This is a genomic window from Nonomuraea sp. NPDC049504 (assembly GCF_040676845.1).
GTDB classification, from domain to species: Bacteria; Actinomycetota; Actinomycetes; order Streptosporangiales; family Streptosporangiaceae; genus Nonomuraea; species Nonomuraea salmonea.
In genome coordinates this window covers 370,154-382,603 of record NZ_JBFAPT010000002.1, presented here as the reverse complement: position 1 = coordinate 382,603, position 12,450 = coordinate 370,154, and the positions used below count along the sequence as shown (strand labels likewise).

Below are 12,450 nucleotides of genomic sequence, written 5' to 3'. Positions count from 1 at the left end.
TAGGTCGTTTCCGCCTTACAGAAGGAGCCTACCGGTCGCGGTGCTGCTGGGCCGATCTCAGAACGCGCAGGTGCCCGCGCCGACCGACCTCGACGCCCTGACCGACCGGCTCGCCACCGCCCGACGGCGTCGGTCGCGCGGCCTCCCTGACCGCGTTGGCCAGCGCTTCGAGATCGTCGGAGCTGGGCGAGGCGCCGTCGGTGGGCAGCCGCACCACCTCCCAGCCGCGGGGGGCGGTCAGTCGCTCGGCGTGTTCGGCGCACAGGTCATAACAGTGTGGCTCCGCGTACGTCGCCAGGGGGCCGAGGACAGCGGTCGAGTCGGCGTACACGTACGTGAGCGTGAAGACGGCAGGCTGGCTGCAGGCGGTGCGGGAACAGCGGCGGACGGGGCTCACGGAGGGACCGTATCTGGTAAGAGTGCGAGGCGCCACTACCTGAGCGCTCTTAACGAGCGTGTCGCCACAATTCGGACACCTGTCGCAGCGTTTCCACCCACATGCCCCGAGACCTCCGGCCCTTCGCCCGCGCTTCCATTCCCGCCTTTCCCCACCCCGCCACCAGCCCAATCCTGCCCTTCCGATCTTCACTGAAGATCACGTTCGTCCCGGTTGGCACCCCCACCTTTCGGACACCCCGCGACCGCTCCCGGGCATCGGCTGAACGGGCCCGTACACTGGCACACGTGACTCAGAAGCGCGGTCCCAGACGGCGCGATCGCCACGGTCGCGGCCTCCGCGGCCCGCTCGCCCCCTCCCACGTCCCCCTGGCCAAGTCGCGCAGCGAACGCTTCGACGACCTCGTGCTCGACGCCGTCGACCGGCTGCGTCCCCGGTGGGAGCGGCAACTGTCGGCGGTGGAGTTCGCGGTGGAGGAGGTGCCGCCGCTGAGCGAGCTGGGCGACGGGCCCGGGCTCGACTCCGACCCCATCCCCTTCGGCCGCGCCGACGCCGCCACCGGCCACTCCCCCGCCTCGGTCGTGGTCTACCGCCGCCCGTTGGAGGCGAGGGCGAGAGACCGCGACACTTTGGGCGCCATGGTCCACGACACGGTCGTCGAACAGGTCGCCACCCTGCTCGGCCTGGCCCCGGAAACCGTGGACCCCGGCTACGACGACCGCCGCTGACCCCGGATTCCGTCGCGGCGACCACCTACAGGCGTTGCCCGGTCGGCGCTGGGAGTGCCCTCCTCGCCCGCTCGATCGGCTCCGCGTATCGCGGGCGTGGGTCGTCACCGTGTGCGATGCTGGATACCTGTTCCGTCACTTGCGGAGGCGAGCCAGGCGCGGCGACCAGCGGTTTCACTTCCAGCCCAGCCCGCGCCGCCGGTGGCGCAAACCCCCCGCCGGAAGGCTTCCCTCCCGGGCTGCTCTTCGACCCCGGCGACAGTTCATGTTGAGCGTCAGCACACTTGTGCCATACGCGTGCCGCCGTTATGGCAGGACCACGCGAGGGGTGTCCGTGAGGGCGGGGAGCATGGTCCAGGTGCGAGCTGGGGCGAGGGGCTGGGCGGTGAGGAGGGTGCCGGATTTGTGGCGTTCCTCCTGGAGGCGGGTGCCGTAGACCTCGCCGGCGATGGGGGTGAGCACCACGGCGAAGTCGCCCTTCGCCTTCACGCGGACGTCTCGGGTGCGGTCGGCCGGGATTTCCAGCTCGTACGGCGACTCCGCCTTGCCCTTGGCCCCCACCACCTGCACCCGCACCTTTCCGGCGGCGCCCACGGCGGTCAGGAGGAGACGGGCGCCCGTGGTGTTGCGGGCCACGGCACTGCCCAGCGCGAGTGAGGGGGTGCCGGCCGTGTACGCGACGTCCGGCTTCTCGCCCGTCCCGATGATCGTCACGCCGGCGACTATGGGGGTCGGTGAGGTGAGGACGAGGGCGGCGGCGGAGCCGGCGATGCCGGTCGTGACGTCGAGGGCCGCGACGGTGCCCGCCGGGACGTCGAGGGTCTCGCGGCCCTTCATCGCGTACTCGGCGTCCTCGCTGACCGCCCTGATCTGCACGGCGGCGTCCGTCTCGCCGGGGGCGGCGACGAGGAGCCGGCGCAGGCCGCCGCCCTTCGGGATGCCGGGGACGACGACGCGGGTGGCGGGCGTACCGGCCGCGGGCAGCCAGTCCACCCCCCCGCTCTCCAGCACCGTCCTGGCGGCCACGGCCACCCGCCCGAACGTGGTGGTGACGCTCACCGCCATCACGTCGGCCGACGGCGCGAGGGTCTTGAGGTCGATCTCGCGGTGCTCGCCAGGTTTGATCTCCAGGCCGATCCCGGCGTCGCCGGAGACGAGCCCTTCTACGGCGTAGACCTGCACGTCGGCCATGGCGGGCGCCTTGTCGGCGTTGGTGAGGTGCAGGCGTACGTCGGCGTCGGCCGGGCCGGGTCCGAGCAGCCAGGTGGCGGGGGCGGGCTCGGTGCAGCGGACCCCGGCCAGGCCGCGGGCGGCGCCTGAGGTGGCGCGGGTGAGGTAGCCGGCCTCCAGGCCGCCTGGACCCTTGGTGACGTACGGGCCGCCGCTCTCCATGGTCTCGGTGGTGAGGGAGCCGGGCAGGTAGACGTCCACGCGGCGGTCCTTGGCGCCGGGGCAGACGGTGGTGACGGACTCGACGGCCACCTTGGTGGGGCCGGTCGGCGGGGGCGGGAGGGGCGCGGGCCTGGTGACGTACGCGATGCCGTACATGGCGGCCAGAGCGACCACGACGAGGGCCGGCAGGCCGAACCTGTTCTCCACGAACGCCTTCATCACGCCCCCGCCAGTGCCACGGCGCCCGCCTCAGCGCCTTCCTCCTGGCGCCGGCCGGGAGCCGCGAGGAGGGTCACGGCCAGCACCATCGCGCCCTGGACGTACAGCCACATGGTGTGCAGGACGCCGACCGGCTGGGCGGGCACCCGGGTCACCGGCTCGGCCAGCCGCCACAACCCGCCGCCCGTCTGGGACAGGCTCATGCGTTCGAGCGACGGCTGCGAGTCGAGCGTCGCGGCCAGCGCGGCCGGTACGGGCGGCGCGACGGCGACCATCCCGATGCCCTGCTGGGCGAGCGTGGCCGCATCGCCGCCCCGGCCGCCGACCAGGCCGCGCACGGCGTTGCCCACTCGGGCGCGCTCCTGGGAGCCGGCGGGTAACTCGGACTCGCCGAGCAGCGGGCCGCGTCCGTGCAGCAGGGTGAACGACGAGCCCTTGAGCACGAGGGTGCGCTCGCCGTTCACGGTACGGGCGGCGGCCAGGGCCGGCATGACGTCGGGGGCGTCGCCGACGAGCGGCCCGCGTACGCCGGTGGCGATCCAGAACCCGGCGGCCAGCAGCGGCGTGCTGAACGCCACGGCCGCCACCGCGCCCGCGCCGAGCCGCCGCAGCCCGCCCGAGGCGCGCAGCTCGGGCAGCCGGTGCGCGGTCAGGCCCACGAGCACCACGAGCCCGGTCCCCGCGAACGCCAGCGGCACCCCCGGCCAGACCCGCGCCCCTTCCACGGTGATGCGGCTGACCAGGATGGCGGCCAGCACGCCGTACAGGGCGACGGCCCAGCCGATGGCGACGATCATCCGCTGGCGGCGCATGAGCAGCGCGGCCAGCGCGGTCAGGACGAGCCCGGCCGTCACCCAGTACGGCGGCAGCCCGGGGCCTCCGGGGCTGAGCGCCAGCAGCGACTCGGGGGCGAGCGCCTGGTCCACCAGCGCGGGGTCGTGCAGCCCGGCCTCCAGCAGCAGCCTGCCGGGGTCGGTCACCAGGCTCGCCAGCCAGGGCAGCAGCAGCGCGGGCGGCACGGCGAGCGCGATGACCATCGACACCGCGATCCCACCCCGCGCACCCGGGCCCCGCCCGAAACGCCCACGCCCAGAGCCCTTCCGTCCAGAGCCGTTCCGTCCAGAGCCATTCCGTCCGGGACCGCCGCGCCCGGAGCCACGCCCAGCACCCCCGCGCCCGGCCGCGCGCCCACCGCGAAGCCGCCCGCCCACCTGGCGGCCGGCCGGTGACGTGCCGCCGAAGGCCACGGCGCCGAGCACGCCCAGCACCGCGAACAGCGGATACACCAGCGGCACGAACGCCGTCCCGATCGCCAGCCACAACCCGAGCGCCCACGCGGCCCGCCGCGCCCTGCGCCGGTCGGCGGCGAGCAGGGTGATGCCGAGCAGCCACGCGTACACGGGGACGAGCACGAACACCACCGCCGTCCCCAGCCGTCCAGCCGCGATGGCGCCGGTGGCGACGGGCAGCAGCGCGTACGTGCCCGCCGCCCACGCCCGCGCCGGCACCCCGGGGATGACGTGCCGGGTGGCCAGGTACGCCGTCGCCCCGGCCAGCGGCACCGACCCCAGCAACAGCACGGACACGGCGACCCACGTCTTGCCGAACGCCAGCGTTGACAGGGCGGCGAGCACGGCCACGTAGGGAGGAGCAGGGGCGGTCGAGCCGAGCCCGATGTCGTGGAACCCCTCGGTGTAGAACTCCCAGAGGTCGCGGGCCCCGCCGATCACCGGGACCAGCGCGCCGCCGCCGAGCCGTTCGCCGCCGAGCAGCGAGCGCCCGGCGACCAGCGTCACGAGCGTGAGCGCGACCATGAGGATGACGCCTGGCCGGCCGATGAAGCGCTGGAAGGCCCCGGTGTCGGGCGGCGGCACGACCTCCTGATCGGGGTCGGCGGCGGCGACGTGGTGCCGCCCGGCCGAGTCCACGGGCGCCTGGCCGGCGAGGAAGCTCTGCACCATGTCAGTGAGCCGGCGCCAGGTGGCACCTCGGGGCGTCATCAGCCGTTTGATGCGCCCGTACCCCTTCTTACGCCCGTTTCGGCGGGTTCGCCGCGCGCGCATCAGCCGGAACGGATGCGCCAGCACCGAGCCGAGCGCGACCAGCTCGTCCAGGGCGTTCGCGGGTTGTTTGCTGACGATGAACAGCAGCGTGCGGAAGGCCGAGCCGAGCAGGTTGCGCAGCAGGGCCCAGAGCATGGCGCGGAACGGCAGGTTGGCCATCACCACGAAGATCGCGTTGCGCCGGTCGAGCCGGCGCGGGTGGTCGCCGCTGACCGTGATGCGCCGCCGCCTGCGGGCCGCCGCCTCGGCGTGCCAGGCGACGGCGGAGGTGACGTTGAGCACCTTGTGCCCGGCGTTGCGGACCCGCCAGCACAGGTCGAGGTCGTCGCGGAAGATCTGCAGGAACGGGTCGAGCCCACCGGTACGCTCCCACACGTCCCGCCTGATCAGCATGCCGGCCGTGGAGACCGACAGCACCTCCCGCGTCCCGTCGTGCTGCCCCTGGTCGAACTCCAGCGGTTCGAGCCCGGTGTCCCTGCGCCCGGTGCGGCCCACGGTCACGCCGATCTCCAGCAGCCGCCGCCGGTCGAGCCAGTCACGCAGCTTGGGGCCGAGCACGGCGGCCTTGGGGTCCTGGGCGGCGGCGGTGAGCAGCTGTTCCAGCGCGCGCCTGTCGGGGGCGCAGTCGTCGTGGAGCAGCCAGATCCACTCCTCGCGCCCGGCGGGCGGCAGCTTCGCCACCACCTCGGCGACCGCCTCGCCGAACCCGGTCGAACGGGGCAGGGAGAGCACGTTGCCGGGGCCGAGCGCCTGGGCCAGCAGGTCGGCGGAGCCGTCTCTGCTGCCGTTGTCGACGCCGGCCACGCGGTCCGGCCTGCGGCTCTGGTTGATCAGCGCACGCAGGGTCTCCCCCAGCCAGCGCGCGCCGTCATGAGCGACGACGATCGCGGTGACGTAGGGACGTGACATCGCTGGGGCTCCTGGGGGGATGATCAGGCGCGCCCACCATACAGTGACAAGCCGATCAAGAGATGCGAAAAGGGTCACACGGCGTTCCGCGTGACCCCTTCCCCCCTTGTCGTCCTATACGGCTTGGCGCTTGATCCGTCTGCGCTCCCGCTCGGACAGCCCACCCCAGATGCCGAAGCGCTCATCGTGCTCGAGTGCGTATTCCAGGCACTCGGCACGGACCTCGCACGATCGGCAGACCTTCTTGGCCTCTCGGGTGGAGCCGCCCTTCTCCGGGAAGAACGCCTCCGGATCCGTCTGCGCGCACAAGGCGCGTTCCTGCCAGCCGAGTTCTTCAGCGTCAAGCTGTTCCTGTGCGATGACCGGATCGGTCACTGCACACCTCCCTGCCGCCCGCCCGCAATGGAGCCCCCCATGGACGCCTTCCTTATTACCCACCCACGGGAAGGCGTAACAACATGGTTGTAATTACACGCGTGTGCTGTACGCGGCGTCAAGCGGCATGCAGGTATCCGGGGAAAGACCAGATCTCGCCCCGGTGTGCTCGGCATGTCATGTTCGAAGCCGGACTGACACCGTGCGCGTGGCGTCGTCCTGGCTCGTGCAACACTCTCAGCGGTCGGAACCGTACCAGGGCGGGAAAGACGCCCGCCCGTGGCCCACCTTCTCTCTAGTCGTTCATTGCCGGTCCGTTACCTGCGTGGCTCATTGGGGGTGTATATGGCGGTCGGGTCGATGGGGTCGTCCCCCGGCCCGCGCTGATCGCCGAACGCGCCCTGCTGGAACTGGTCCAGCCGCATCGTGGAGTCCGCAGGCGCGCTCTCCCACTGCCCCTGCTGGGCCGCAGGTGCCTGGTGGGTGGGCTGGTACTGGCCCTGCTGCGGCTCGTACCCGGCGCCCTGGGGGTGGCCGAACGGGTCGTCGTACGGGCGGGGCTGCGGGGCGCCGGCGTTCGACTGGTACGTGTCCGCCTGCTGGTAGGCGTCCATGAGCTGCTGGGAGCGCGGGTCCACGGGCGGGTCGGGCTCCTGGTAGGCGGGCTGGGCGAACTCGTGGCCCGAGTAGCCGGTGAACGGCTGCCCGCCCTGCTGCTGGTCGAAGGCGCTCTGTCCCTGGTACGAGACGTTGGGCGCGGTGTCGCCCGTGGGGTACGCCTGGTCGTTCGCCTGAGGCGCGTACGGGCTCTGCTCGGGCTGCGGAGCGTACGGGCTCTGGTCCCCCTGGGGGGCGTACGGGTTCTGGCCGGCCTGGCCGTAGACGTTCGGCTGGCTGTCGGCCGGGACGTAAGGGGCGGGGGTGTACTCACCGGCCGGCGGGACCGCGGGCGCCGTGTCCGCGGGGGCGTAGGAGCTCTGGGCGGCGAAGGGCTGCGGTTCCGGCTGCTCGAAGCTCTGAGGGGCGAACGGCTGCGGTTCCGGCTGCTGCTCGAAGCTCTGAGGGGCGAACGGCTCGGGCTGCTGCTGGTCCGACGGCGCGGCCGGCAGGGCGCCCCTGATCTGCGGGGCCGCAGGTGGCTCCGGCTGGCCGCCGAAGCTCGGCGGCTGCGGGCTGTAGCCCGGCGTGGAGGGCGGCTGCCGGCCGTAGGCGGGAGCGGGGGGCTGCTCCTGGCTCTGGACGGGCTGCTGGCCGCTCATCGGCTGCTGGGCGTAGCCGGGCGTGGAAGGGGGCTGCTGGGCGTAGCCGGGCGTGGAAGGGGGCTGCTGGCCATAGCCGGGGGCGGAGGGCGGCTGCTGACCGTACGCGGGGTCCTGCTGGCCGTAGCCGGGGCTTGACGGGGGCTCCTGGCCATAGCCGGGGTGCGGGCCGGGAACGGGCTGCTGGGCGGGCTGGGCGGGCTGCTGGCTCTGGGCGGGCTGGCCGGGCTGAGCGGGCTGGCCGGGGGCCGGTTGCTGGCCGCTCATCGGCTGCTGGGCGTAGCCGGGCGCGGAGGGCGGCTGCTGGCCGTACGCGGGCTCCTGCTGGCCGTAACCGGGCCCGCCGGGGGCCTGCTGGTTGTAGCCGGGCTGCGGGAAACCGGGCTGGCCGGGCCCCGCCTGAGGCTGGCCGGGCTGCCCGTACGGCGGCTGCTGGTCGAAGAAGCCGGGCTGCGGCCCGAACTGGCCGTGGTACACCTGCGCCGCCGGCCGCTCGGGCAGCACCTGCGGAAGGAGGTAGACCAGGGCGATGGCGGTCAGGGCGAGGGAGGTCAGCCCGGTCAGCACGAATTCGATCACGCCGCGCCCGCCGAGCCCCGCGGCCAGCCCGGCGAAGAACGCCACGAGGCCGAACAGGGCGGCGAGGCCGAGACCGGCTGCCGCGCCGTACGCGATGGGCTTGGCCTTGGGCGACGGCTCGCCCACCTTGGTCACCAGGAGCACGGACCCGAGCAGCAGCGCCGTCACCACCGGGTTGGTCAGGCTCGACAGGTTGGTGGCCGCGCGTTCCGTGAACGACGACAGGGCCGACGACCCGACCAGAAGGTGGCCGATCGCCAGCAACACCCTGATCAACCCGGTGACGAGCATGATCCAAGCGGCCGGCTCCTTCAGCCGGGCTACGTCAAGTTTGCTCACAAGTACCCCCATCAGACCCATTGGTCCGAAGGGAGTTTGCCACATCACCGACTCAGCCGCCGGGAGTCACAGAAAGCACTTGCCTATCAAATCGGCTAATACCTCGACATATAAGGCGGACCGCTCCTGCAAAACAGATCCCGCGACGGGCTCGCCGCGGGCCGGTGGAAGACTGGTCCGCATGCACATCGTGTCCCTCGCCGGCGGCATCGGCGGCGCCCGGTTCCTGCGCGGCCTGCGCGCCGCCGCCCCCGACGCCTCCATCACCGTCATCGGCAACACGGGCGACGACATCACCCTGTTCGGCCTGCGCGTCTGCCCCGACCTCGACACCATCATGTACACCCTCGGCGGCGGCATCGACGAGGAGCAGGGCTGGGGCAGGGCGAAGGAGTCCCACGTCGTCAAGGAGGAGCTGGCCGCGTACGGCGTCGAGCCGCAGTGGTTCGGGCTCGGCGACCGCGACTTCGCCACCCACATCGTGCGCTCGCAGATGCTGGAGGCCGGCTACCCGCTCTCGCAGATCACCGAGGCGCTCTGCGCGCGCTGGCAGCCGGGCGTGCGGCTGCTGCCGATGACCGACGACCGCTGCGAGACCCACGTCGTGATCGAGGACGAGCACGGCAGGCGCGCGATCCACTTCCAGGAGTGGTGGGTACGCCTGCGCGCCTCGGTGCCCGCGCAGTCGTTCGCGCTGGTCGGCGCCGACACGGCCAAGCCCGCGCCGGGCGTGCTGGAGGCGATCGAGCAGGCCGACGTGGTGGTGCTGCCGCCGTCCAACCCGGTGGTGAGCATCGGCACGATCCTCCAGGTGCCGGGCATCCGCGAGGCGCTGCTGCCCAAGACCGTCGTCGGCGTCTCGCCGATCATCGGCGGCGCGCCGGTGCGCGGCATGGCCGACGCCTGCCTGACCGCCATCGGCGTCGAGACGACCGCGCAGGCCGTGCTCGAGCTGTACGGCGCCGACCTGATCGACGGCTGGCTGGTGGCCGGGGAGGACGCCGGGGTCGCGCTCGACGGCGTCAAGGTGGTCGCCGGGCCGATCCTCATGCACGACGCCGACGCCGCGGCCGGCATCGCCCGTACCGCACTCGACCTCGCTCAGGAGCTCAGCCGATGACCACCACTCCCCAGCACGTCGAAGTGATTGCGGTGACCGGCATCGGCGAGGTGCGGCCGGGCGACGACGTGGCGGCGCTGCTCGCCGGCGCGGACGTGCGCGACGGCGACATCGTGGTGGTCACGTCCAAGATCGTGAGCAAGGCGGAGGGCCGCGTACGCCACGCGCCCGACCGCACGGCGGCGATCGCGGAGGAGACGGCGCGGGTGGTCGCACGGCGCGGCGACACCGTCATCACCCAGACCCGCCACGGCTTCGTGATGGCCGCCGCCGGGGTCGACGCCTCCAACACCGAGGCCGGCACGGTGCTGCTGCTGCCCGAGGACTCCGACGCCTCGGCCCGGCGCATCAGGGCGGGCCTCGGCCGCCGCGCCGGGGTGATCGTCTCCGACACGTTCGGGCGTCCCTGGCGTAACGGCCTCACCGACGTGGCGATCGGCGTGGCCGGGCTGCGCCCGCTCGACGACTACCGCGGCCGCGCCGACTCCTACGGCAACCAGCTGAGCGCCACGGTCACCGCGCTGGCCGACGAGATCGCGAGCGCGGCCGAGCTGGTCAAGGGCAAGCTCGACGGCGTCCCCGTGGCGATCGTGCGCGGGCTCTCCCATCTGGTGACCGACGACGACGGGCCAGGCGTCCGTCCGCTGGTGCGCCCGGCCGACGAGGACCTGTTCCGTCACGGCTCGCGTGACGTGGTGTTCGCCCGCCGGACGATCAGGGAGTTCTCCGGCGAGCCCGTCGATCCGGCGGCGGTGCGCAGGGCGGTCGCGGCGGGCATCGCGGCGCCCGCGCCGCACCACACGACGCCGTGGCGGTTCGTGCTGCTGGAGTCGCCCGAGACCAGGACGAAGCTGCTCGACGCCATGCGCGAGGCGTGGATCGCCGACCTGCGCGGCGACGGCTTCTCCGAGGAGTCGATCGCCAAGCGGGTCAGGCGCGGCGACGTGCTGCGCAACGCCCCTTACCTGGTCGTGCCCTGCCTGGTCATGGAGGGCTCCCACACCTACCGCGACGACCGGCGCAACGCCTCGGAGCGGGAGATGTTCGTGGTGGCGACGGGCGCGGGGGTGGAGAACTTCCTCATCCAGCTCGCCGTCGAGGGGCTGGGCTCGGCGTGGGTGTCGTCCACGATGTTCTGCCGGCCTGTGGTGCGCGAGGTGCTCGATCTGCCCGAGTCGTGGGACCCGATGGGCTGCGTGGCCGTCGGTCACGCCGCCGCGCCGCCGCGCGACCGCGCCCCCCGCGACCCGGCCGACTTCATCGTCGTCCGCTGACGGTCAGGTCGTCGGCTTGCAGGTGGGGTGGCACAGGCGGCGGGCCAGCGCGGCGAGGAACACGTCGATGATCTCGCCGGGCTCCTGCGCCTCGTGCAGCGAGCCGTTGGTGGCGGCGGCGATCTGCGCCAGCCCGTCGCGGTCCACGCCCTTGCCGAAGGCGATGACGATGATCTGCACGGGCCGGTCGGGGTCCCACTCCTCGCGCAGCCGCCGTACGAGGTCGGGCAGCTTGACGCCCTCGCCGTCGTCCTTGCCCGCGGTGATGACCAGGAGCGCGTTGTTCATCTCCTCCCGGTAGTCGCTCGTCACCCTGCGGAAGCCGCTGAGCACCGCGTCGTACAGGGAGCTGTCGCGGCGCGGATGGGCGGTGATCGTGCTGGTCAGCTCGTCGAGGCGGCCCTTGCGGACGACCTGGCCGCGCTCCGGCTCGCTGATCGGGCCGAGGCCGACGAGCTGCCGGTAGCCCTTGATGCCGCCGATGCCGCCGGCGAACTCCCACAGGCCCATGTGCGTGGAGTCGGGGAAGAGCCGCAGGCCGATCTTGGCGGCTTCGAGGGCGACGTCCAGCCGGGGGCGGCCGTTCAGCCGCTCGGCCATGTGCTTGGAGGTGTCGGCCAGCACGAGGATGTTCGTCGCGGGGGCCAGGCGGCTCCAGGCGCGCAGGGCCTCGTCGATGTCATCCGGTGAGACCGACGTCCTGGTCAGGGGGGCGGTGGTGGGGAGCTGCGGGCCTGGCGAGATCGGGCCCTGGCGGCCGTCGCCCGACCTGAACCCGGCCCGCCTGACGATCTCCTGCGCCTGCGGGCCGCGCAGCCACGCCGCGAACGCGCTGGACGCCTCGGCCACCGCCGGGTCGCCGGCGGTCACGACGTACGGGTAGTCGAGGCTGATCGTGCCCTCGCGCGGGTGCAGCGCCACCACCGGGTCGGCCGACGGCCGCAGGCCGTGCTGGAAGACCGACTGCTCCGGAACGATCACGACGGGCCGCTGCCAGAACGTGCGGTCGTCCACGGCGGCCAGCATGCTGCGGTAGTCGGGCGCGGAGCCGGCCTGCGCCCACCGGACGAACGCGGTCAGCGCCTTGTCGGCGTCGGGCCCCGAGCCGACGACGTCCCTCGCGGCGGCCACGGTCGCGATGCCGGCGCCGGCCAGCGAGGGGTCGGGCACGCGGACGACGTCGGGCTCGTCCGCGGTGGGCGCCAGCCGCCCGCGTACGGTCGAGGGGAAGACCATCCGCCAGTTCATCTGCGTGCCACCCACGGAGAAGCGCCTGGCCAGCGACGACCGCGTGGCGAACACCAGCGGCGAGGTGGCCACCACGCTCTCCTCGGCCGGCAGCGCGCTCGCGCCCTGCTGGCGGGCCAGCCTGATCCAGGCCGAGGAGTCGGCGATCCAGCCGTCGGGCCGCTCGCGCAGTACGCCGGCCCGGTCGCCGATGAGCGTGCGCAGGACCGTGGCCGGCGGCTGCTCGGTCACCTGGACGAGCACGCACCGGCCACCCGCGGCCGTCTTGGTCGCGTTGAACGCGTCGGCCGCCTCCATGACGGCCGGCGCGATGTCCACGGCGGCCGCGACGTCGACCAGAACAGGCTCTCGCGTGCGGCACAGCAGGCCGCCGCCGCCGAAGACGACGACGAGACCGGCCGCGACGATCGCCACGGCCGTCAGCCCCGCCAGCATGCCGCGCCTGAACGCCTTCCTGCGGCGCTGCTCGGGGGACAGCGCGGCGTGGTGCCGACCCAACCGCACGGTGAACCTCTCTCCCGGGGGAGTGACGATTCTCCCAGCGCCTC

The 12,450-nt window shown here is 73.2% G+C and carries 9 protein-coding genes; 3 read left to right on the top strand and 6 right to left on the bottom strand.

Annotated elements, in window-relative coordinates:
* Positions 1 to 28: 28 nt before the first annotated feature.
* Entirely contained in the window at positions 29 to 397 is a 369-nt protein-coding gene (locus tag AB0K28_RS05080) for a DUF3499 domain-containing protein (RefSeq protein WP_106236645.1), read from the bottom strand.
* Positions 398 to 684: 287 nt separating this feature from the next.
* On the opposite strand from AB0K28_RS05080, the gene AB0K28_RS05075 reads away from it, so the two are divergent.
* Complete coding sequence (locus tag AB0K28_RS05075; protein ID WP_364365269.1) at positions 685 to 1,125, top strand: metallopeptidase family protein; 441 nt, start codon at positions 685 to 687, stop codon at positions 1,123 to 1,125.
* A 306-nt stretch (positions 1,126 to 1,431) separates the two neighbouring features.
* On the opposite strand, the gene AB0K28_RS05070 is transcribed toward AB0K28_RS05075, so the two are convergent.
* From AB0K28_RS05070 to AB0K28_RS05055, 4 genes are all read right to left on the bottom strand, one after another.
* Positions 1,432 to 2,736 carry a DUF5719 family protein gene (locus AB0K28_RS05070; protein WP_364365266.1) on the bottom strand — a complete coding sequence of 435 codons (1,305 nt, stop codon included), beginning with the start codon at positions 2,734 to 2,736 and terminating at the stop codon, positions 1,432 to 1,434.
* The gene (locus tag AB0K28_RS05065) at positions 2,736 to 5,708 is read right to left on the bottom strand and encodes a glycosyltransferase family 2 protein (RefSeq protein ID WP_364365263.1); all 2,973 of its coding nucleotides are present in this window, start codon (positions 5,706 to 5,708) and stop codon (positions 2,736 to 2,738) included. Before AB0K28_RS05065 ends, AB0K28_RS05070 begins: the two co-directional genes overlap by 1 nt.
* Before the next feature lie 114 nt (positions 5,709 to 5,822).
* The gene (locus AB0K28_RS05060; RefSeq protein ID WP_176903063.1) at positions 5,823 to 6,083 is read right to left on the bottom strand and encodes a WhiB family transcriptional regulator; all 261 of its coding nucleotides are present in this window, start codon (positions 6,081 to 6,083) and stop codon (positions 5,823 to 5,825) included.
* 317 nt (positions 6,084 to 6,400) lie between these two features.
* Positions 6,401 to 8,260, bottom strand: a complete 1,860-nt coding sequence (locus AB0K28_RS05055) for a hypothetical protein (protein ID WP_364365260.1) — start codon at positions 8,258 to 8,260, stop codon at positions 6,401 to 6,403.
* Positions 8,261 to 8,441: 181 nt separating this feature from the next.
* On the opposite strand from AB0K28_RS05055, the gene cofD reads away from it, so the two are divergent.
* Together cofD and AB0K28_RS05045 are read left to right on the top strand one after the other, a co-directional pair.
* A complete protein-coding gene (gene cofD, locus AB0K28_RS05050) occupies positions 8,442 to 9,380 on the top strand; it encodes a 2-phospho-L-lactate transferase (RefSeq protein ID WP_364365257.1) in 939 nt (312 codons plus the stop codon).
* Complete coding sequence (locus tag AB0K28_RS05045; RefSeq protein WP_364365254.1) at positions 9,377 to 10,654, top strand: coenzyme F420-0:L-glutamate ligase; 1,278 nt, start codon at positions 9,377 to 9,379, stop codon at positions 10,652 to 10,654. The genes cofD and AB0K28_RS05045 overlap by 4 nt, the downstream gene beginning before the upstream one ends.
* Before the next feature lie 3 nt (positions 10,655 to 10,657).
* Here AB0K28_RS05045 and AB0K28_RS05040 read toward each other — a convergent pair whose 3' ends face one another.
* Positions 10,658 to 12,406 (bottom strand): substrate-binding and VWA domain-containing protein, encoded by a 1,749-nt coding sequence (locus AB0K28_RS05040; RefSeq protein ID WP_364365251.1) that lies wholly within the window; start codon positions 12,404 to 12,406, stop codon positions 10,658 to 10,660.
* Positions 12,407 to 12,450 lie beyond the last annotated feature (44 nt).

Excerpts from the sequence above, each read along its gene's own strand:
- AB0K28_RS05045 (WP_364365254.1), top strand. The coding sequence starts at position 9,377 with ATGACCACCACTCCCCAGCACGTCGAAGTGATTGCGGTGACCGGCATC.
- AB0K28_RS05065 (WP_364365263.1), bottom strand. The coding sequence starts at position 5,708 with ATGTCACGTCCCTACGTCACCGCGATCGTCGTCGCTCATGACGGCGCG.
- AB0K28_RS05070 (WP_364365266.1), bottom strand. The coding sequence starts at position 2,736 with ATGAAGGCGTTCGTGGAGAACAGGTTCGGCCTGCCGGCCCTCGTCGTG.
- cofD (WP_364365257.1), top strand. The coding sequence starts at position 8,442 with ATGCACATCGTGTCCCTCGCCGGCGGCATCGGCGGCGCCCGGTTCCTG.